Genomic DNA, 21,365 nt, shown 5'->3' with positions numbered 1-21,365 from the left:
GAATCACCTGCGAGGTGGTTCACCGGTGACGACGTGGTCGAGCTTCTCGAGCGAGGCGTTGAGTTCCTTGCGAAATGCGCGCTCGACCACCTTGCCGAGGGGGCCAAACAGCACCGAACTCGTGAAGACGATGTGCAAGGTCACCAGGGAACGGTCGGCGGCATGATCGTCCACCGTGAACTCGAGCACCACCGAGGACCCCGTACTGCCATTGCCCGACAAGGACACGAACCCGGGGTCGCGGACGTCGTCGGTGGTGAAGTCGATCGTGTCGACGATGCCCTTGATCTTCACCACGTCGACGAGTCGGGTGCCCTTGACCAGCTCGGCGGGCGGTTCTTCGTCCCATCTGCTGTGCAGGGTGTTCCAGTCGGCGAAACGCTGCGGATTGGACACCACCGACCAGACGAGTGCCTGGGGTGCGTCGATTTCTCGGGACGTGGTTATCTCGGGCATCGGTTGACTCCGTTGGTGGTCGGTTGGCTGCGGGCGTGCATCAGAGGATGGCGGTGATGTGGTCGGTCCTGCCAAGCAACGCCTTTCCGTAGGTCTCCATCGAGACCTGGGGGAGCATGACCGCGTGCCGCTGTCCGACGTTGGAGTCGCGCCAGATGCGTTGCATGGGGTTCACCTCGGCGAAACTGCCTGCGCCGCAGGCGTTCAGGAGGGTGTTGACGGCGGAGTTGATGCTCGTCAACGCCACCGCGGAGTCGGCACGGACCCGGGCCCGCGCCGAGAAGTCCGGATAGACGCCCTGCTGGGCGTACCGCTCGACGTCTTCGGCGGCGCGATAGGCATGCAGGTGGGCTGTGTCGATCTTCGTTGCCGCGTCGGCAACGAGTAACTGAAAGGCAACCGAATCGGATTGCCGTTCGATGTTCGTGTAGGCCAACGCCTTGGTCGAGGCCTTCGCCAGTGCGACTTCAAGAGCGGCGCGGCCGAACCCGAGTTGCGGGCCGACGAGGACGAGCACCAGCATGGGCGCGAAGGCCGACCGGTAGAACGGGTTGTCCGGGTAGTGCTCCAGGTAGCCGCCCGAGGCAACGGGGAGCATCGAGCTGAGACGGTGTTCGGGCACGAAGACGTCTTCGGCGACGATGGTGTTGCTGCCCGAGGCGCGCATGCCGGCGACGTACCAGGTGTCCTTGATCTGGACGTCGGCGATGGGCATGACGACCATGCACTGGTCGATCTCGTCGCCGTCCTCGTCGACCTCCCACACGCCACCGGACACCCAGTCGGCGTGCAGGCTTGCCGAGGCGTACGGCCACTCTCCGTTGATCACGTAACCGCCGGGCACCTTGCGTGCCGTACCGCCGGGGGACACCACCCCCGAGAGGATGGTGTCGGGGCCGCTGGCGTAGATCTCGTCGACGGCAGCCTGGTCGAAGAGGCAGGTGGACCAGGCGTTGATGTTGGAAAGCGTCGTCACCCAGGACGTTCCACCGTCAGCCTCGGCGATCACGGCGGACAGGTCGAGCATGGCGCGCAGTCCTGCCTCGAGCCCACCGAACCGCCGCGGCGCGGCGAGCCGGAACGCGCCGGCGCCCTTCAGCGCATCGATGACTTCGTCGGAAACCTTGCGGTCACGCTCGTTCTGCGCCGCATGGTGGCGGATCAACGGTTGCAACGCACCCACCCGGTCGAGCACGTCGTCGGCGGTTTCGGTCGTCGTGGCGTCGACTGTGGTCATTCGATCTCCTCGGGGTGGTGGCGGTAGGTCGACTCTACGAACTTGATTGACTTCGTGTCAATGACACTGTCTCAACGGCTACTGTGGACTGCCGGCGAGAGGCTCGGAGACGTCCTACTCCGCGGTGTTCACACCCGCGTCGGCACCGATCTGTAGCGCCTTGCCGAGACGCGATCCGATGACACGTCGTCGCGATGAGTTTGGCGCTCGGACGCAGTCTGAACTGCGTGGGAAAACTCATCTATGGCTTCACCGTGTCAGTGGACGGGTACATCGCCGACGCGCAAGGCAGCATCGACTGGTCCGATCCGAGCGAGGAACTCCACCAGTACTGGAACGACTTCGAGCGCGAGACCGCCCTGTCGTTCTACGGGCGGCGACTCTACGAACTGATGTCGGCGTACTGGCCGACCGCCGACGAGGCTCCGGACGCCGGTCCTCTGATCGTCGACTTCGCGCAGATCTGGCGCGACATGCCCAAGGTCGTGTTCTCGCGCACCCTGGACGCCGTCGACTGGAACTCCCGGCTGGAGCGCGGGGATCCGGTCGAGGTGGTGCGAAAGCTGAAAGCCGAAACCGACGGCACGCTGGAGGTGGCCGGCGCGACACTAGCGGCACCGATCGTGCAGGCCGGATTGGTCGACGAGTTTCGGATCGTGGTCGCACCCATCGCCGTAGGTGGCGGGACACCGTTCTTTCCGACACTGCCGTCGTGGATCACGTTGCGACTGTTGGAGAATCGCACCTTTCCTGGCGGCACGGTCCTGCTCCGCTACGAGGCGAGGTGACCCGATCCGGCGAAACTCGGGGACCCGTGGAGGCTACACGCCGCCGCGCCGCAGCATCCGGCCCTGCGGGGTCTTGAAGTCAATCTTCCTGCCGCGCAACCAGGTACTGGTCACGACACCGGCAAGGGCACGCCCGTCGTACGGGCTGATCGGGTTCTTGTGGTGCAGCTTGTGCACGTCGACGACCTGCGCGGACTCGGGCTCGAAGATCGCGAAGTCGGCGTCGTAACCGAGGGCGATCTTGCCCTTGGTGTTCAACCCGGCGAGCGCGGCCGGCTTGGCCGCCATCCACTCGAGCACCTGCGTGAGCTTCACGCCGCGACGCTTGGCCTCGGTCCAGATCAACGACAGGCCGAGCTGCAGCGACGCGACACCGCCCCACGCAACGCCGAAGTCGCCGTTCTCGACGTCCTTCAGGTCAACCGTCGACGGTGAGTGGTCGGAGACGATGCAGTCGATCGTGCCGTCGAGCAGGCCCTGCCACAACAGTTCCCGATTCGACGCCTCGCGGATCGGCGGACAGCACTTGAACGCGGTCGCGCCGTTGGGGATCTCCTCGGCGAGGAGCGTCAGGTAGTGCGGACACGTCTCGACCGAGATCCTGACGCCGTCGCGCTTGGCAGTCGCGATCATCGGCAGCGCGTCCGACGACGACAGGTGCAGAATGTGCGCACGGGCACCGGTCCACCGAGCGCGCTCGATGACCTCGGCGATCGCCACGTTCTCGGCGCCGCGCGGCCGCGACGCCAGGAAGCGCTCGTACCGGTCACCCTCGGCCGAGGGGGCATGGTCGATGGCGCGGGAGTCCTCGGCGTGCACGATCATCATGGAGTCGAAGCCGGCCAGCACGGCCATGTCCTTTTCCATCTCGTCGGCGTCGAGATGCGGGAACTCGTCGACGCCGGAGTGCAGCAGGAAGCACTTGAAGCCGAACACTCCGTCGTCGTGCAGACCGCGCAGATCGTCGGTGTTGCCGGGGATCGCGCCGCCCCAGAACCCGACGTCGACGTGTGTCTTGCCCGCTGCGGCCGCGCGCTTGGCGTTGAGTGCGTCGACGTTGACGGTCGGAGGAATCGAGTTGAGCGGCATGTCGATCAGCGTGGTCACACCGCCGGCCGCCGCCGCTCGGGTAGCTGAGTCGAAGCCCTCCCACTCGGTGCGGCCCGGCTCGTTGACGTGCACGTGCGTGTCGACCAAGCCGGGAATCATCACCTGCTCGTCGCTGAGTTCGACGAGCTCCGCTCCGGTGAGGCCGCTGCCCAGCGGCTCGATCGCGACGACGCGCCCGTCACGGATGCCGATCTCGCGGGCGACGATTCCCGCCGTCGTCAGCATGCGTTCGCCGCGGACCACCAGGTCGAAGTCGGGTTGGCTCGACCGCTCGTGGGCGTCGGTGGTCATCGGCAGCACTCCGTCACTATGAGTAATTCCTCATGGTGGAAATTTCGTTCCACTCCTCGGGCGACTCTAGATGTGAGCGCAGACACAGTCAATCACGCGAAATCCTTGACAGTCACCGTCTTAATACGACTTACTGGTGGAATCTGTGGAACACAACTTCCGCAGAGTGGAATATTTGCGGCGGCGCTGAGCGTCGGCGCTCCGACCGTGACAGGCGTATCCATGAGCACAGAGTCCACCGGTCTCATCGGCGATTCCGGTAGTAACCAGGCGACCCCGTTCGCCGAGGTGAGTCCCTCCTTGTACAACCCCGAACTCGCACCCACGAAGCGCGAAGGCCGACGGTGGAGCGCGTACAACATCTTCACCCTGTGGGCGAACGACGTACACAGCCTGGGCAACTACTCATTCGCCATTGGGCTGTTCGCCCTCGGCCTCGGTGGGTGGCAAATCCTGCTGGCGCTCGGCCTCGGCGGCGTCTTCCTGTTCTTGCTGCTGAGCCTGTCCGGGTTCATGGGGGAGAAGACCGGCGTCCCCTTCCCGGTGATGAGCCGCATTTCGTTCGGTACCCGCGGTGCGCAGATCCCCGCCCTCATCCGCGGCGCCATCGCGATCGCCTGGTTCGGCATCCAGACCTACCTCGCGTCGGTGGTGCTCCGCATCCTGATCATCGCGCTCGCGCCGTCGGCGGAGACCCTCGACTCGAACAGCTTCCTCGGGTTGTCGACGCTCGGCTGGATCTCGTTCGTCGCCCTCTGGGTAATCCAGGTGATCATCGTCAGCTACGGCATGGAGATGATCCGCAGATACGAGGCATTCGCCGGTCCGGTCATCCTGTTCACGATGATCGCGCTCGCAATCTGGATGCTCAGCAAAGCCGACTGGACCATCGCGTGGACGACGCCCGACTCGCTGACCGGCGTCGACATGTGGCTTCAGATCATCGGCGGCGCCAGCCTGTGGGTCGCGATCTACGGCACATTCGTCCTCAACTTCTGCGACTTCACCCGCAACGCGACGTCGAAGCGAGCCATCGTGAAGGGCAACTTCTGGGGCATTCCGCTTAACATGCTGGTGTTTGGCGCCATCGTCATCACTCTGGCCGGCGCTCAGTTCCGCATCGACGGACGCATCATCGAAGCGCCCGCCGACATCGTCCAGGAGGTGCCGAACACCTTGCTGCTGGTACTCGCGGCGCTGGCGCTGCTGATCCTGACCGTCGCGGTGAATCTGATGGCGAACTTCGTCGCCCCCATCTATGCGCTCAACAACTTGTTCCCGAAGCAACTGAACTTCCGTCGCGCAGCGTTCATCTCGGCCGTCATCGGCCTGGTGATCCTGCCGTGGAACCTGTACAACTCGCCGGCGGTCATCAACTACTTCCTCGGTGGACTGGGTGCCATTCTCGGTCCACTGTTCGGCATCATCATGGCCGACTACTGGCTGGTGCGTCGTTCCAACATCAACGTTCCGGCCCTGTTCACGACGGATGAACGCGGCGAATACCATTACGCGAACGGCGTCAACGGGCGCGCGGTGGTCGCCCTCGTCATCACGGCGGTAGCGGCACTCCTGATGGCGTTCGTTCCGGCGTTCAAGGTCGTTTCGGAGTTCTCCTGGTTCATCGGCGCCGGACTGGGTGCGATCGTGTACTTGCTGGTCGCGGACCGCCGAGGACCGTTCAACGACGTCTCCGGCGAGCCCATCGCCGTGGCGAGCACACACTAGTAGGGACCGCCATGAGAATCCTTGTCGCCAACGTCAACACGACCGCCTCGATGACCGATGCGATCGCCGAGTCGGCGCGCGGTGTCGCGTCGCCGGGCACCGAGATCGTCGGCATCACACCACGATTCGGTGCGGACTCGTGCGAAGGCAACTTCGAGAGCTATCTCGCGGCAATCGCCGTGATGGACGCGATCACCTCGTACTCCGAACCGTTCGACGCCGTCATCCAGGCCGGCTACGGCGAGCACGGTCGGGAAGGTCTGCAGGAGTTGCTCGACGTCCCGGTGGTCGACATCACCGAGGCGGCGGCGTCGACGGCGATGTATCTCGGCCACAAGTATTCGGTGGTCACCACGCTCGACCGCACCGTCCCGCTGATCGAAGACCGTCTCAAGCTCGCGGGACTCGACGCACGATGCGCGTCGGTGCGGGCATCCGGCCTCGGTGTGCTCGAACTCGAGTCGGATCCGGACCGGGCGGTCGAGGCCATCGTCCGCCAGGCGCGAGAGGCAGTCGAGAACGATCACGCCGAGGTGATCTGCCTCGGCTGCGGCGGCATGGCCGAACTCGAGGAGAAGGTGACGGCCGCGACGGGCGTCCCGATCGTCGACGGAGTCCGCGCGGCGGTCACCATCGCCGAGGGTCTGGTCCGGATGGGCCTGTCCACGTCGAAGGTCCGTACCTACGCGACTCCACGCAAGAAGACGGTCATCGGGTGGCCATTCCAGTTGTAGCCCAACGTCTTAGAGCATGATCTGCCGGTTGACGTCCTTGTACAGCAGGTAGCGGAAGTTCGACGGCCCGCCCGCGTAGCACGCCTGCGGGCAGAAGGCGCGCAGCGAGAGGAAGTCGCCTGCCTGCACCTCTACCCAGTCTCCGTTGAGGTGGTAGACCGCCTTGCCTTCGAGCATCAGGAGCCCGTGTTCCATCACGTGGGTCTCGGCGAACGGAATGGTCCCGCCGGGCTCGAACGTCACGATGTTGACGTGCATGTCGTACGCCAAATCCTGCGGGTCGAGCATGCGCGTCGTACGCCATTTGCCGTCGGTCTCTGGCATGGCTGACGGCTCGATGTCCTGCTCGTTGCCGAACTTGACCGACACCGTGTGGCCCTCGATGGCCTCATAGCGCTTGCGGATCCAGACGAACGTCGCGTCGCCGTCGCCGTTGTTGTGGGCCGACCAATCGGTGCCAGCCGGAAGATGGGCGAAGCCGCCCTCGGCAAGGGTCTGCGACTGGCCCGCCGCGTCGACGGTGAGCGCACCGGACGTGACGAACAGGAAGCTCTGCACCTCGGGTTGCGGCTCCGGTCGCCGCGCACCGCCGCCCGGCTTGACCTCGACGATCGCCTGGTAATACGTCGTCGCACCACCGGCGACGGGCCGGTTGACGATCCAAGCCCGCGTATCGGTCCATTCCGGGAGCACCGAGGTGACGATGTCGGAGAGGACGCCGCGCGGGATCACCGTGTAGGCCTCGGTGACGATGGCGCGGTCGGTCAGCAGATCGGTCTGCGGGGGCAGGCCGCCGCGGGGCGTGTAGTACGACGCAGTGGTCACTGAGTGCTCCTGGTGGTGCGGCCGAGCGCGAGGTCGCGCACGGTGGACATGGCGAGATCGGTGGCTGACTCGATCTCGTCGACGGTCAGTGCACCGCACACGCTGCCACGATGGATCACGTTGGCGAGGGCACGGGCGGTGGCCGGCTCGTCCATGATGGTCGAGTCGAGCTGCTGGACGTAAGTGCGCAGGCGCGTCGCAGCGGGCGCGAAGGCGCCACGGTAGAACGCGTAGGTCGCCAGGTATCGGGTGACGAGTTGGGCGGGGTGCATGTCCCAGCCCTGATAGATGCCGCGTTCCAGGTGTCGCCGGACGAGGCGCGCGTGCAGTTTCCACGCCATGGCGACGTTGTCGGGGTCGCCGACCGGGAGGATGTTGGTCGAGCCGTCGGACATGTGCACGCCGGTACCCGCGACGGCGAGTTGCATGACGTTCTTGGCGTGGTCCGCCGCCGGATGTTCCATCGACTGGTAGGCGGCGGCGATGCCGAGGGACGCCGAGTAGTCGTAGGCCCCGTAGTGGAGGGAGCTGACGCGGCCCTGGCCGGCGTGGATGAACTGGGCGACGGCTGCGCGGCCGTCGGCGCCGAGGATCGCCTGCGGTGTTTCGACCTGCACTTCGAAGCGGATGCGGCCGGCCGGCAGTGCGTTCGCGCCTTCAAGGGCGCTCGCGACCGTGACCATCGCCTCGACCTGGTCGACGGACGTCACCTTGGGAAGGGTGAGGGTGAGGCCGTCGGGCAGGCCGCCGGAGGCGACGAGTCCGCTGACGAACATGTCGAGCGTGCGCAGTCCGCGCGCCCGGGTGCCGGCTTCGAAGCACTTGAAGCGGGTGCCGACGAACGGCGTCGAGCCGCCCGCGTCGAGTGCGATCCGCAGTGCGGCGATGGCCTGTTCGACGTCGGCGTCCTCGGTCGCGTCGTCGAAGCTGCCGTAGCCGTCCTCGAAGTCGATGCGGAGGTCTTCGATTGGCTCGGTGGTCAGCTTGTTCTCGACGAGGGCTGCGAGGGTCTCGGGTTCGCAGTCGGTGCCGCTGCTCGCGCCGACGAGTGCGGCCACTGCGTCGAGTCCGCCTGCGTCCGTCGCGGCGGCGAGGGCGGCGAATCCCCAGTCGGCGGGCATCGTCGCCGTGTACCGGTTGCCCGGGACGTAGACGGTGTGGACCGGCTGCCGACGGCCGTCGTCGCCGGGGTACTGGGTCGCCAGTGCGGCGTCGGCGACCGCGAGGCGTCGGTCGACGTCGGCCAGCACCGCATCGTCAAGGCGTCGTGTCACAGGTACCCCTTTCGTGAGACCTAATTCCACATTGTGGAGTTTAGCGGACGAGCCACTACGCCCGCGGTACGTATTGCCCAATCGAGGCAATAGTTCCATATTGCGGAACTATTGTTGAGCGTGTTGGATGGAACGACAATCGTCGGCCGGAAGTGGATCGCATGGCGGAGAAGATGGGCGGCGTGCAGTCGGTGGAGCGCGCGTTCGAGTTGATGGAACTGATCGGACGTGCGGGAGGGGAGTGCTCACTGACCGAGTTGTCGGCGGAGTCTCCACTACCGCCACCGACGATCCACCGTCTCTTGCGCACACTGGTCGGACTTGGTTATGTACGTCAACTACCCAATCGCCGATACGCCTTGGGGCCCAGGTTGATTCGGCTTGGCGAAGTCGCGAACCGCCAACTGGGCGCGGTCGCCGGTCCGGTACTGCAGTCGTTGGTCGACGAACTGTCGGAGACGGCGAGTCTCGCGGTGCTCGACGGTGACATGGTGATCTACACCGGGCAGGTGCTGCCGTCGAAGCTGACGCGGGCGAACAACGAAGTCGGCAAGCGCGTCGGTCTGCACACGACCGGTGTGGGCAAGGCCGTGTTGGGCGAACTGGATGATGCACGCATTCTGAAATTGGTTACGCAGTCCGGACTTCCGGCACCGACCCAGAAGAGCGCGTCGACGCTTTCTGCGGTGTTCGCGAACGTCGAGCGCGTCCGTGCCGAGGGCTATGCGATCGGCGACGAGGAGTTCGAAATCGGTGTTCGCTCCGTCGCGATGGCGGTTCCGGGCGCTCCGACTCCGATGGCGATCGGCATCTCCGGCGCCTCGAGTCACTTCAACAAGGATTTGATCGCTCGCGCCGTTCCCGCGCTGAAGAAGGCAACCAGCGTGATGTCTGAAGCGTTGATCGGGGCGAGAGGGGAGTAGCCGTCGTGGCAACCCGGGCCGGAAGCTCCCTGAGTCCCGAGCTACGACGTTCGCGACACACAGTAGGTGGCCAGTACCTGGACCAGCGGAGCGATGGTGGCGAGCTTCTGGGGGTCGTGATGATCGTAGAACTCCACAAGGTACTGGCGATCCACCGAGTGAACGCCCAACCCGAGGACTGCGCGATATCCCAGCTCGCGCAGAAGGGCGGTCTCGGCGTCGTCTGAATCCGGGTCACCCACCGCGGCAACGAATGTCGACTGGTCCGCGATCGCACGGGCCGTGGCGGGATAGTCGATCAGGTCGGCACCCCACAGCCCGAGGTCGGTCAGTACGGTCAACCCCGAGCCCGGGCTGTAGATGCTGTCGACCTTGCGCGGGGTGTACACGGAGAGACCGTCGATGGAGACGATGGAGAGCGCCCACGCTGCACAGTCGAAGGCCTGTTGCACCTGTGTCGCAAGCATTTCCAACGCTTCGATCGTCGATGTCTGCGCGTTGATCTTGAGATAGTTCACCACGATCTCGGTCAGTCGCTCGCCCTCCCGGCCCTCCTCGATCACCTGTCGGCGCTCGAATCCGCCAGGAACCGGTTGGGTGCAGACCGTGGCACTGAACCGGGCCGAGCCTTGGCGCTTCGACTCCATCAATGCGTCATCTGCTGCCGAGAGGAGGTCCTGTCCGTTGCGGAGGACCGCACTTGCCGACGCCGCGCCCCAGGACACACTGACGACGGGGTCGAGGACGTCGCGTAGCGCGCGAGTGGCGTCCTCGGCGAACCGTTGAGCGTCCTCGACGCTCGCCCCGAACAACAACACGCAGAACTCGTCGCCACCCATCCGCGCCGCCATGGCTTCGTCACCGACCGCCTCGACCAAGGCGACCAGGGTCGAGCCCACGCGTCGCAGGAGTTCGTCGCCCGCCGGATGCCCGTCACGGTCGTTGACCTTCTTGAAGCCGTCCAGATCGCACATCAACGCGACGACCGACGACCCGTCCCAGTCGACGTCGGCGAGGCGCTCATCGATCGCGCGGCGGTTCGGTATCCCGGTGAGTGGATCTGCGTAGGCGTAGGCCCAGATGGTGCTGAAGAGCTCCGACCGGTCGATGGCGATCGCGGTCTGTGCCGCAATCGCCTGCAGCACTTGGGCATCGCCGTGGTCGAACCTGCGACCGTCGGTACCCGACGCCCATATCTCACCCCACACGGTGTCACCACACATCACCGGGACCGCCAGCTCGCTCTCCTTGCCCCAATCGCGCAACAGGCGCCGCGCTGCAGCGGGAGAATCCTCGTCGTCGATGGCGTTCGCGTAGGGATGGCCGTGCTTGAGCAGTGCCGTGACCTGGGGGTCGGTATCGAGGAAGAAGTAGCGTTCGTCGTCGGGCCACCGTTGTTCGTTCGGGGTGAGCTCGCCGACGTTGATCAGCGCGCGCAAGGAACCGTGATCGTCCTCCCACCGACTGATCGACAGCGACGAGGCGCCGACGGCAACGAGGGCTTGCTCGGCGATCACCTCGAGGACCTCGTCGAAGTAGTTCGCCCGCGATACGGCCTCGGAGATGGTCAGCATGGCTACGAGCACGGGTTGTGTAGCCGTGATGTCGATTCTCTACCCCCTGTGAAAACGAACGTGCCGGCGTTGCCGCGCCCGCACACTCCCGCGTACCGGCAAACGATCATACTGCCGAGTAAGTTGTCGCGCAGTTTCGATCGGCCATGACCGGCCGAGGGGCCCACTGAGGGCACCTGGTCTTTGTCGTGCCAAATGGGACTGCTCGACGACGCATCCGATCTCGTCGACGCCTCCTGACACACTCCGGGGGCGCGGCCGGTCTGAATCCAACCCAACGGAAGCAACGAGACCCTAGGTGGCACAACCGATTTCGTCACAGTGACGAATTGACGCGGTGTGGCCGGCACACATCGACGATCGCCGAGGGGGGCCTCTGGGCGTCCGGCACCCTCAGGTAGTTACGGATAGTCCGACACTTCTGAGCCATCGCGGATTCGGAAGGCCGGCGCAGTAGCCACGGGGCCGCCGCAGGTCACAACACGTGGGTGGAGACCTGGGCGGGGTGGCGCTGTCAGATGGTTCTGGAACGTAGGGCGAGAAGTCGTACAGCTCTCAGGTTTTCCGCGATTACTCTCGACTAGTTCCGGACCGGACACTTGCATCTGACGAACCAACTCGGGGTGGTTTCGTGCCGATAAGCGACATTATGTCACCTAGTACTGGTTATTCATGAGATGCAAGTGCATCCGCTTCGGATATCGCCCTTCCTCGGCGCAAAACCGGCCGCACGCAACGGCATTGGTGCGAGTCGCACCGTCCGGCGAGACGTGCCGCCTCCTTTGGCGCCCCGACTCGATGGCCAGGATTAAGGGCAAGTCGTTGCATCAGGCCGTGCAACCAATGTCTGCCAGGGTTCGATCGGCAGCTCGTTCACCGCGGCGCTAGGGTTGGCTGCCGGTAAGGCGGGCCTCCTATTCGTCATGGTGACGGTTCTCCCCCACCGGCACCGTTACGTTATAAGCGCAGCCTCGCAACACTCTTCAGTTCCTGAACAAACGTCGTTATCCTTGAAACGACGGAGCTTACATCTGACTTATTTCGTAATTGTCATTGTCCATAATGTGAGTTGCGGACCGTTCCTCTGCGTCCGCCGCAGGAACGCTCGCGCCTAAACGCCAGGAAAGCCGCTCGATCAGAACTCTTTTGGGGTGGTCTGACGTAGCAGCGTGACCGCATCCTCCTGCGCCCACCCGTTGATTGCATCGACGACGAACTCAACGACGGCGTCGAGACTGTGAGCGCTCCGATCATCGGTGAACCCCAAACCAGGCAAGGTCATTGGCAACGCATGATGTCCACGTACGGCCAACCGGCGTCAGTGTCTAATGGACCTGCACGACCACCTAGAGCGCCCAACGAAGGACGGGCTTGATCAACCACCCCGATGACCGCCGCACGGTGTCGTGGACGGCCGTCGCCGTGGCCGGCCTGGCGGCGGTGGTCGCCGTGGGAGTCCACCAGGCCTTGGTGCCGTTCCTCGCCGGCCCCCGGATGGGCTTGTTCACCAACGGCGGGGATCTCGAGATCTACCGCCACGGTGCGCTGCAGGTGCTGCACGGCCATCCGCTCTACGCCGCGAAGCTGCCGCCCGGCGGCTGGTTCACCTACCCGCCGTTCGCGGCCATGTCCTTCGTCCCACTGGCGCTGCTGAACTCCGCGGTCGCGAAGGCACTGTGGCTGCTGGTGTCGTTCACCGGGCTCGTCGCGACGATCTGGCGGTGCGCCACCACCCTCGGCTGGCGGCCCGAGCCACGCCTGCTCCTACTCAGTGTGGCGCTGGCGCTCGTGGCGCTCGATGTCCAGGCGGTTCGGGGAACCCTGTGGCAGGGTCAGGTAAACCTGATCCTAATGGCGATCGTGACATGGGATTTGACCCGTGCCAACGAGTCTAAGCTCCGGGGGTGGTCAGTCGGCGTCGCAGCTGGGATCAAGCTGACGGCGGTCGTGTTCATCCCCTACCTCTTGGTGACCCGGCAGTGGCGGGCAGCGGCCGCTGCGGCCGGCACCGCCGCGCTCACCGTGGCGCTCGGCTGGCTGATCCTCCCGAGCGATTCGACCGCCTACTGGCTGCACGCCGCCTTTCAGACCGATCGCATCGGGCCACTGACCCACGTCGGCAACTACTCCGTCGGGGGGATCGTCGCCACGGTGGCGTCCCCCGGTCAGATGCCCATCGCATGGTGGCTGGCGGGTGTCGTGCTCATCAGCCTGCTCGCCCTGATCGCCGTCCAACGTGCCGAACGACGAGGTGAACGTCTACTGGCCGTCACCATTGCCGGCCTGCTCTCTTGCGCCGTCCCGCCCCTGGCGTGGGGTCACCACTGGGTGTGGTCCGTGCCGCTGCTGGCCTGGGCGCTGGATCGGACCGCCCGCGCCCGTGGTCGCGTGCGCGTCGCCTGGGCGGTCGGCGTCGGCGCGACGTATCTGGTGGTGTTCATGTGGTTCACCGCCTGGGTGTTCCGCAAAGCCCAAGAGCTGCAAACGGACTACCCGAACCACGCCGCGGCGATGGGCGCCGCGGTCGGGGAGATGTCCCGGCTGGACCGGGTCCTCGTCGTCGCCACCCATCCCGCCCTGCTGGTCGCCGTGGCCAGCGCGACCATCTGGTTCGCTAGGGGGCCGCATCACTCGGTGGGCGCTGATCCATCCGTCGACCGTGTTCGACGCGCGAGCGGGCGCCGACCTTGCGACACACGCGGCACAGGTTCGCCTCGACGGTCCTGACGCAGATATGCGTCGCTTCGGCGATGTCTTGGTCGCTCAGTCCGTCGGCGGCCAGTTCCGCCACCCGTCGCTCAGTCGGCATCAGGTCGACCTTCGGTCCCCTGCCGACGTTGGTCCGCGCGAGTTCGGCGCGCACGCCCCCGTCCGCTGCCGGCGATCCGAAGTCACGCCGTCTCGTATCTCGTCTCGCACTGCCTGGCCCACATCTCGCTGCTGTGGTGGTGATCGTTCGTACGCCCACCTGTGATCACGCGCCCGACCTCGGGTTCGTGGCTGGGCGACGAACCGCCGAAACGTTCAGCGCGGCCTCAGCGCAGATTGCCCGCAAAGACGTCGATGCTGCGATTGCGCTGCACAGGACAGCGCTCGACACCGCGCTCAATGACGTTGACGCACAGTCATATCTAGCGGGGTGGTCGCGCTACTTGGGCCGCCAGACCGGTGCCAACGACTACGTGAACCAGGTGCGCGCGCTTGATCCTGCGCGCGCCGACCGACTCCGGACGATGTTCGCCACGATCGATCAGAAGGTCTCGACCCTGCTCACGGATGCTCTACCCGCGCTTTCGGAGCCGGGCCTCGGCATCGTCACGCTCGGCTACGCGCTGGATGGGGACGTGTCGATGAACGACATCTTGATCGATCGCCTCCAGCAGACGAAGGCTGCTGCACAGCGCTGGCCGACCGCGCCCGTCGTCGTCACCGGTGGCGTCGAGCAATCCGCACCATTGCTGCGGGCAGTGTTGGCGCGGTGCAGGATTCAGCGGCGGTAGGACGGCGGCAGGGGCAGGCCCTGGGCGGCCATCACCTGCCGCAGTCGGCTCGGGTAATCCGTGATGATGCCGTCGGCGCCGGCCTCGATCTGGGCCCGCATCGCGCCGGGGTCGTCAATGGTCCACGGGACGACCCGCATGCCGCGGGTATGCGCCCGCTTGACGAAGTCGCTGTCGGCCACCAGGCGGAACCCGGGATCGGAGGCTTTCTGCCCCGGCGGCACCGAATACCCGGGCGACACGATCGTCGCGCCGACCATCGCGGCGGCCGCGATCGGGTCGGGCACGATCGCAGGATCGATTCCGTTCAACCACGGCGACCCGGGAACGAAGGTGGTGTCGTCCCAAAGCGCGACCAGCGGGATGGACGGCTCGGCCGCCCGAACCATCGGCAGCGTGCGCCAGTCGAAGCTTTGGATCTCCACCTTGTCTGTCTTGCCTGCCGACCGCACCGCCGCCAAGATCACCTCGACGAATTGCGCTGGAGCCGCTGACTTCTCCGGTTCGGCAGCCTCCACCTTGGTCTCGATGTTGTAGCGCACCGGCGCGCGATAAGAGTCCGCGAGGGCGAAGACCTGCGGCAGCGTGGCGATCTTGTTGCCAGCCACCGCCTCGGCGTCGGGAAACCCGGGGAGCAACTTGCCGCAGTCCAGGGTGGCCAACTGCGCGGCGGTCAGATCCTTGACCAACTTCCCCACGTAGGGGAACTGCGGGTCACCCGGAAACGCCGAAGCGGTGTCCGCGCACTTGTCGGCCTGGATGACCGGGTCGTGCCAGACCATCGGCTGGCCGTCGCGGGACAGCACGATGTCCATCTCGAGAGTGTCGACACCAAGCTCGAGGGCCTTGCTGAAGGCGCGCAGTGACTCCTCGGTGGTCTCGCCGCGGCCACCCCGATGCGCCTGCAGGTCGAATGACGAGTTGGGGTCGGCCATGGCTGGAGAACCGGGGAAACAAGCGATCAGAGCGACGGCGACGATCAGAGCGGACAGGTGACGCCGCGGGCGCGATCGGTTGATGGACACGCGTCCAGACTTAGCATCAGCAGTCGACGCGGCGGTGTCGATTCCGTGAACTTGGTGGGTGTTGCGCAACTCCAAGGAGTAATGGTCGTCGGCGTGCGCACGCCATGGTGGCCGGTGACGGGCGGGTGCGCTCGCCGACGCACGACTTCAAGGCGGACCAATGGCGTCGCCGCCTCGGCATTTTAGTCACCTGGACGACGAACGCCGACGCCGAACGTGCCGCAGCTGGATCCTCCCGTCTCAGAGGGGTTTTCGCGATTCGTATGCGTGAGATGGTTGCGTCGAGCGGTGCGCGGTGCTAATGCAATGAGTCCTGGGGCGGGGACTACTGCAATTGAACGCGGGACTGCTGCGCGCACCCACCGTGAACGACGTCGTTGGTTCCGCCCTCGCCTTGCAGCGGTTCATCGCTGAACTCCCCCGAACTGGTGGAATGTCAGTTCTCCCCCGCCCAGCCGTGCCTATCGACAGAGGAATACGACCGAAGTTTGATACGACAGTTATCCAGTAAACGTCACCGTCTCATTGGATGAATCAACCCTGATGAATCGCCGCTTACCCGTTGGAGACCGCGAGCTTCCTGTCGAGGGTGGACGGCCCCAGCGCCCGACACCCCGCTGCAGATTCGCAGTTCGAGTCGTCCCACTTCCCTTCCATCCCAGGACTTCCCAGCTTTGGGAACGAGGCGGACGGACACAGTGTTGGCGAGGGACGGAATACACCCCTCATGGGCGCTCGTCGACTCGCCCTCCCGACGCTGTCGATATTCCACAGCTCGTACTTACATAGCTAAGCAATATAACCGGTGGGTCGTTGGTTGTAGGTAGGGACCGATCGGGACAAACCCAACCCGATGGCTACGGCGATCACCGAATTCCGGTTGACCACCGTTTGGTACCAGGAAGGACATGATCGATCATGAACGCTAAGCGGATTCTGGCCGGTGTGGCAGTTGCGGGTGGCCTCGCGGCGGGCGCCTTCGTCGTCAGCACCGGCGTCGCCAACGCGGGCACCGGCCCGGGGCACGGCGGCTCGGTGCCGGCCAGCTGGGCCACAGACCACGGCGACCATGGCGGCTGGAACGGTGACCACGGTCGCGGCGGCGGCTGGAACAACGGGCCCGGACGGCGGTCCTGTCCCCGGCGGCTGGAACGGTGGCTGGGAGCCCAACGGCGGCTTCTGCCTCGGCCCCTTCTGCGTCTAGCAGCACGTGATCCACGCGAAAGAGCGATGACCCCGCACCCGGTCACCGCTCTTTCGCGTGAAAAGCACTGTTGTGCAACGTTTCTTTGAACAGTCGTAACCGACAGCGCCGAATTGCGCGGGCACGTCGTTCAGATTCGTCCAAATCAGCGAGCGATCCGCTTCAAAGTGTTTGCATGAATCCGTAGCGCACCAAATCAACCAGAATGCGATCCGCAGTCACAACCGAGTTGGACAAGTGTTGTCCGCCCGGCTGAACGATGACGTCGACCGCGAGGCGTCTTCGCCGATGCCAAACGACGCAGCGCGATCCGCGGATCGTCAATACGGGCCTATCCCCCACCAATGCAACGGGATCCGCCGGAACCGTCAAGCGGACTGCTTGCGGGTTCACTTTTGAGCTGATGGCGGGTTCTCGACCGTGGCACCCATCGTAGGGATCACCGGCTGGTCGGCGCGGGCTTGTTCAACGCTGATCGTCATCAGTTGCCGAGGCGTTCGTGAACCGCGCGCCCAGTTGGTGCCCGAGGAGCGGGAGACACCCACTTCGCGGGCCGCAGCACGCACACTCCACCCGCGAGCCCGTAGCTCCATGAAACGCTGACGCTTGGCCGACTGCGGACGACGCCCCTGCCCCTTCTTCACCCGACGCGACGATGTCAACACAACCTCCAGAATTTAGAGAAGTGTTGCGACCGTCCCTAGAAACCACCCCGGAACAGGCCGCTCACAATTCAACCGGAGCTGACAGGTGGCAGCGGAAATGCACTGGGCCACGTCAGCCATGCGGCGCGGCGAAGCCGCAGCCTTGGCCTTACTCCGGCTGAGCCTCACGCGCCGCCGCCAGCGATTGCCGCAGCGCTTCAGCGAGACGGTCGACGTCGTCGTCTGCTGTCGTCCAGTTGGAGAAGGACACGCGTATCGCCGCTCGACCGTGCCATTCGGTTCCCGCGACCCACGCCTCTCCGCTGCGGCGCACGAGTTCTGCCACACGCCAGGTGCGCTCGTCGCTGTCGTCTGCACGGATCAGGACCTGGTTGAGCACCACGTCGTTGCATACGGAAAAGCCGTCGGTGGCTTGCATCGTCTCGGCCAGGCGGCGGGCATGCTCGCAGCAGCGTTCGATCAGTTGTCGCAACCCCTGCCTGCCCAGCGATGCGAACGCTGCGTAGACGGGTACCGCGCGTGCACGCCGGGACATCTCGGGCACGAGGACGCCGGGTTCGCGCTCGGCACTCGTGGGCAGATAGCTGGTGTTGGCGCCTAGCGCGGAGCGGGCAGCTTGGGGATCGGCGACTATGGCCAGGCCGCAGTCGTAGGGGACGTTGAGCCACTTGTGTGCGTCGGTCGACCAGGAATCGGCCAGCTCGACACCTCGAACGAGTGCCGACAGTCGCGGCGATGCGCTAGCCCATAGTCCAAAGGCGCCGTCGACGTGAACCCAGCCGCCGTACTCATGGGTCGCCGCGACGATCTCTGACATTGGGTCGCACGCTCCGGAGTTCACGTTGCCGACCTGCGCGCACACGATGGCGGGGTCGGAGTCGGCGGCGAGCGCGGCGGCGAGCGCGTCGGCTCTCATCGCTCCTTGTGCGTCGACCGCCACGCGCTCGACGCGGCGCGATCCAAGACCGATCATCTGCAACGCCTGCAGTACGGAGGGATGGACCTCGTCGCCCACGAGTACGCGAACACGGGGCGCCTGGGCGAGCCCGTCGGCCTCAACGTCCCAACCTTGCCGCGCTAAGAGAACGTGCCGCGCGGAAAGCAACCCAACGACGTTTCCCGCTGTGCCTCCGGTGACGAACCCGACGGCCGCGCGCGTGGGCAACCCGAGAGCGTCGAGAACCCAGCGCTCGGTGACGGCATCGATCGCAGCGCCGGCCGGCGACGACATCCGGCTGTACGCGGTCTGGTCCCAGGTCGACACCAGCCAGTCGGCAGCCAGCGCCGCGGGTAGCGTTCCCCCGACGACGAGGCCGAAGTAGCGAGGGCCGGCGCACGCAATGGTTGCCGGACCGAGAGTGGCGGCCAACCGCTCGACTACCGCGACCGCATTCGTACCTTGGTCGGGCAACGGCCCGCTCAGTGCATCGACGACCTCGTCGTAGCTCGTACTCGCATCGACCGGCCGGTGTGGCAGACCTTGCAGGTATTCGGTCGCCAGTTCCAACGCCCTTGGCAGAGCCGCGTACACGTCGTCGGTTCCAAGCGGGGCAGAATGCTGATCCATTGAACCTATCCTCGTTCTCGAGTTCGTGTCGTGCACATGGATGCCGAAGGTCGTTGCGGACGCGGCTGCCCTCGGTGCGCCAGCCGGCTGGGCGAGCCGTCAGCGCCGCGATGCACCTCGCGCTGTGTGGGGCCCGATACCCGCCTGCCAGGCCATTGCAGGGCGGTTGCGGCCTTGGAGCCGTCTCGGAGGCCCCGACCCCGCGCGACCCGATCGGGTGCTGGGCCCAATAACAATCCCTCCAGCAATTCCCCAGCATCGGCTAGAGCTTGGATGAGCTGGTGTCGGCGCGTTCGCCCCGGGGCGATGTCCCTTTGCGACGGTGGTCGCCGGCGGTACCTAGTCCAGCGCATCACGACCGGTCTGAGGGCCATTAGAGGACAACCTCGCCGCGAACAATGACGACATCACCGAGACCGGACACATCATCACCACGAACGCGCCACACCGCAATTAGGACTCCTTGGAGTAGTCGACGCTGAGCCAGTGCTCGGGTCGCATTCGGAACAAAAGCGACTCAACGTCAGGATGGTCCCTGGCGAACGACTCCGTGAACGCGTTGCCCCCCTCCTCCCCGAGATAGCGAACGGCGATCGCGCTCATGGTGGCGTCGTCGGCTGTCTCGATGGAGGTCAACGACCCCTCGGCAGTGACGTAGCGGTACGGAAAGGTCTCATCCTGAACAGTGATGGAGAAGCGGCCGGCAGCGGTGATGAGGCGAGCTTTGAGCGACCCCGCCAAGCTGGAGACGAGAACCTCGCCGCCAGGCTCGTAGGCGTACCAGATCGGTACAGACAACGGCGCGCGATCAGGGCGTTCGACGGCAATGACACCAACGTGCAGATCGGCCAGGTAAGTCTCGCGTTCCGTGCTGGTCATTTTCGACATAATCTGACCAACCTCGTGTCCCCCGACGCGATTCCCGACCTCAGGCGCGGCAGTCGAAATACACCGGCCCACCGCGGACCGTTCCGGCGAGCTGACAATTGGCCGACGATCTTCGTCGGCTGATAGCCCGTAACGCCGCACTGGACAACATTTTCCGCGGCTCCCCTACCGTCACTCCCCTGTACGCCGTCAGCAGCAAACCCCGGCCAATCGGCGCGACGCGTGACGGAGGGACATCGAGGTGTGCTGGCGCGGCCCTGCACTTACAGCTCGGCGCGATCGGCGCCTGGTCGTACATTCCAACCGGTCTAGGCGGAGATCACGGCGGAGACGAATATGACGGATTACCAGGTCAACCACTGCCTATCGCATCAGATGAATCATCGCTTGCCTACCTGTCAGCCACCGCTCCTATCATCATTTCGGCTGCCGCGCAGGACTTTTCGCCCGCCATCCCTACGGTGCAGGCTCGCGCCGCTTGCGCGCTTCTGTGCGGCGACGAGAACATCAACTGTGCGCGCCCGACTTCGCCGAAGTGCTTCCCGCCTTCATCAACGGCGGCTTGCGACTACTGCTCAACCCGGAGCAGATGCCGACGGGACAGCGAATCAAGATCGCGTCGATGCTCACGAACACACCCGGTACTCGATGCTGAACATCATCGACCCCCAACCCGAGACCTCATCGCATAACTGACGCCGATGCCGCGGGGCGCTCGACGCCTGACGGAGGGACATCGAATGTGCTGGCGCCCTGCACTCACGGCTCAGCACGATCCGCGCAGGGTCGTACATTCCAGCCGCGTTTAGGCGGAGATTATGGCGGATCGAATCTGGCGGGCTACCACTAAACACGTGTGTCCTTCGCATGTCGTGCGAATTTGTCCCCTGCTGCTGACGCCGCCCGTGGCGGCCGCACCCCTATCGAGGTGACCACACACCGGTGCCAGACGCGCGATCGCATCACTGGAGTGCGCAACCACGGGATGGCGCCGCCACGCACCGAATCCGAATTGCGCGGCCGAGCGGCTTAGCGCACCCCTGCCCGCCCGCTGGAGGGCGGCGCAGGGACTGCGCCTACTCGTGGAACTCATGATGAATGTCAGTGGTTGTGGAACAACAACGCGACCGAGTCACCGCCGAACGGCTGCTGCAGATTGGCGGCGTTCGCCGCGGACTGCCCAGGGGTGACGACGATTTGGGTATTGCCCGGGCTCTGCACGGTGCTGTCGGCCAAGGCGATCGGCGCGAAACCGATTGCCGCCACTGCCGAGCCTGCGATAACTGCTGATACGACATGTCCAAGCTTCATGATCTTCTCCTCTGCGAGGCCGGAACGTCTGTAAGTGGTTCCGACGGGACGTTTTACGTTTTATAGACTGCTCGCTTCGGCGGGTGTTGTCGTCGCCGCTAGCCACCACTTTGAATGGATGTCCACTGCAAAATCGACCTACCAGCTAGCCATAACACTCGGGAGTACGTGGCCCATCAAGTACCTTGCCGGAGAATACGACCATCCCTGATACGACCGTCATCCAGTGAGGTACGTCGTAATCCCGCTCTTCTCCCGGTGACGC

The 21,365-nt window shown here is 65.1% G+C and carries 18 protein-coding genes and 2 pseudogenes; 8 read left to right on the top strand and 12 right to left on the bottom strand.

The genetic code is table 11. The features are described from left to right. Positions 1-3: 3 nt before the first annotated feature. On the bottom strand, positions 4-456 hold the full coding sequence (locus tag B1790_RS18875) for an SRPBCC family protein (protein WP_079924779.1): 453 nt from the start codon (positions 454-456) through the stop codon (positions 4-6). A 40-nt stretch (positions 457-496) separates the two neighbouring features. Next, on the bottom strand, positions 497-1,693 hold the full coding sequence (locus B1790_RS18870) for an oxidoreductase (protein ID WP_079924778.1): 1,197 nt from the start codon (positions 1,691-1,693) through the stop codon (positions 497-499). A gap of 227 nt (positions 1,694-1,920) precedes the next feature. Here B1790_RS18870 and B1790_RS18865 point away from each other — a divergent pair, with 227 nt between their 5' ends. Next, the gene (locus tag B1790_RS18865; protein WP_079924813.1) at positions 1,921-2,481 is read left to right on the top strand and encodes a dihydrofolate reductase family protein; all 561 of its coding nucleotides are present in this window, start codon (positions 1,921-1,923) and stop codon (positions 2,479-2,481) included. Between the two features lie 33 nt (positions 2,482-2,514). On the opposite strand, the gene allB is transcribed toward B1790_RS18865, so the two are convergent. Continuing rightward, complete coding sequence (gene allB / locus B1790_RS18860; RefSeq protein WP_079924812.1) at positions 2,515-3,882, bottom strand: allantoinase AllB; 1,368 nt, start codon at positions 3,880-3,882, stop codon at positions 2,515-2,517. 222 nt (positions 3,883-4,104) lie between these two features. On the opposite strand from allB, the gene B1790_RS18855 reads away from it, so the two are divergent. Next, positions 4,105-5,610: an NCS1 family nucleobase:cation symporter-1 gene (locus B1790_RS18855; RefSeq protein WP_079924777.1), complete on the top strand. Its 1,506-nt coding sequence runs from the start codon at positions 4,105-4,107 to the stop codon at positions 5,608-5,610. An 11-nt stretch (positions 5,611-5,621) separates the two neighbouring features. Further along, complete coding sequence (locus tag B1790_RS18850) at positions 5,622-6,344, top strand: aspartate/glutamate racemase family protein (RefSeq protein ID WP_079924776.1); 723 nt, start codon at positions 5,622-5,624, stop codon at positions 6,342-6,344. Positions 6,345-6,353: 9 nt separating this feature from the next. Here B1790_RS18850 and B1790_RS18845 read toward each other — a convergent pair whose 3' ends face one another. Beyond that, positions 6,354-7,169, bottom strand: a complete 816-nt coding sequence (locus B1790_RS18845; protein WP_079924775.1) for a bifunctional allantoicase/(S)-ureidoglycine aminohydrolase — start codon at positions 7,167-7,169, stop codon at positions 6,354-6,356. Then, positions 7,166-8,443, bottom strand: coding sequence for an aldolase/citrate lyase family protein (locus B1790_RS18840; RefSeq protein WP_079924774.1), 1,278 nt, complete (start codon positions 8,441-8,443; stop codon positions 7,166-7,168). Before B1790_RS18840 ends, B1790_RS18845 begins: the two co-directional genes overlap by 4 nt. 161 nt (positions 8,444-8,604) lie before the next feature. Here B1790_RS18840 and B1790_RS18835 point away from each other — a divergent pair, with 161 nt between their 5' ends. Beyond that, complete coding sequence (locus B1790_RS18835; RefSeq protein ID WP_079924773.1) at positions 8,605-9,366, top strand: IclR family transcriptional regulator; 762 nt, start codon at positions 8,605-8,607, stop codon at positions 9,364-9,366. Positions 9,367-9,407: 41 nt separating this feature from the next. On the opposite strand, the gene B1790_RS18830 is transcribed toward B1790_RS18835, so the two are convergent. After that, complete coding sequence (locus tag B1790_RS18830; protein ID WP_233165194.1) at positions 9,408-10,952, bottom strand: diguanylate cyclase; 1,545 nt, start codon at positions 10,950-10,952, stop codon at positions 9,408-9,410. Between the two features lie 1,482 nt (positions 10,953-12,434). Between B1790_RS18830 and B1790_RS35900 the strand changes: the two are divergent. After that, positions 12,435-13,229, top strand: a pseudogene (locus B1790_RS35900) (glycosyltransferase 87 family protein); the annotation flags it as partial. A gap of 325 nt (positions 13,230-13,554) precedes the next feature. On the opposite strand, the gene B1790_RS35895 reads toward B1790_RS35900, so the two are convergent. Then, a complete protein-coding gene (locus B1790_RS35895) occupies positions 13,555-13,749 on the bottom strand; it encodes a helix-turn-helix transcriptional regulator (protein ID WP_369832374.1) in 195 nt (64 codons plus the stop codon). A gap of 133 nt (positions 13,750-13,882) precedes the next feature. Between B1790_RS35895 and B1790_RS18815 the strand changes: the two genes are divergently transcribed. Beyond that, positions 13,883-14,440, top strand: coding sequence for a hypothetical protein (locus B1790_RS18815; protein ID WP_079924769.1), 558 nt, complete (start codon positions 13,883-13,885; stop codon positions 14,438-14,440). On the opposite strand, the gene B1790_RS18810 is transcribed toward B1790_RS18815, so the two are convergent. After that, positions 14,428-15,375: a glycerophosphodiester phosphodiesterase family protein gene (locus tag B1790_RS18810; protein WP_079924811.1), complete on the bottom strand. Its 948-nt coding sequence runs from the start codon at positions 15,373-15,375 to the stop codon at positions 14,428-14,430. The genes B1790_RS18815 and B1790_RS18810 overlap by 13 nt on opposite strands. Positions 15,376-16,534: 1,159 nt before the next feature. Between B1790_RS18810 and B1790_RS35660 the strand changes: the two genes are divergently transcribed. Then, positions 16,535-16,669 (top strand): hypothetical protein, encoded by a 135-nt coding sequence (locus tag B1790_RS35660; RefSeq protein WP_255407283.1) that lies wholly within the window; start codon positions 16,535-16,537, stop codon positions 16,667-16,669. A 485-nt stretch (positions 16,670-17,154) separates the two neighbouring features. Here B1790_RS35660 and B1790_RS35890 read toward each other — a convergent pair. The 3 genes and pseudogenes from B1790_RS35890 to B1790_RS18795 all read right to left on the bottom strand — a co-directional run. After that, a pseudogene (locus B1790_RS35890) lies at positions 17,155-17,334 on the bottom strand (helix-turn-helix domain-containing protein); the annotation flags it as partial. 148 nt (positions 17,335-17,482) lie between these two features. Further along, positions 17,483-18,901 (bottom strand): aminotransferase class V-fold PLP-dependent enzyme, encoded by a 1,419-nt coding sequence (locus tag B1790_RS18800; protein WP_079924768.1) that lies wholly within the window; start codon positions 18,899-18,901, stop codon positions 17,483-17,485. A 453-nt stretch (positions 18,902-19,354) separates the two neighbouring features. Beyond that, the gene (locus B1790_RS18795; protein WP_185934573.1) at positions 19,355-19,789 is read right to left on the bottom strand and encodes a pyridoxamine 5'-phosphate oxidase family protein; all 435 of its coding nucleotides are present in this window, start codon (positions 19,787-19,789) and stop codon (positions 19,355-19,357) included. A gap of 478 nt (positions 19,790-20,267) precedes the next feature. Here B1790_RS18795 and B1790_RS34715 point away from each other — a divergent pair, with 478 nt between their 5' ends. After that, a complete protein-coding gene (locus tag B1790_RS34715; RefSeq protein ID WP_158083841.1) occupies positions 20,268-20,444 on the top strand; it encodes a hypothetical protein in 177 nt (58 codons plus the stop codon). Between the two features lie 446 nt (positions 20,445-20,890). On the opposite strand, the gene B1790_RS18790 is transcribed toward B1790_RS34715, so the two are convergent. Continuing rightward, on the bottom strand, positions 20,891-21,100 hold the full coding sequence (locus B1790_RS18790) for a hypothetical protein (protein ID WP_079924767.1): 210 nt from the start codon (positions 21,098-21,100) through the stop codon (positions 20,891-20,893). Positions 21,101-21,365 lie beyond the last annotated feature (265 nt).

Source organism: Mycobacterium sp. AT1, assembly GCF_002043095.1.
Classification (GTDB): Bacteria; Actinomycetota; Actinomycetes; order Mycobacteriales; family Mycobacteriaceae; genus Mycobacterium.
This window is presented reverse-complemented; position numbering and strand designations above follow the sequence as displayed.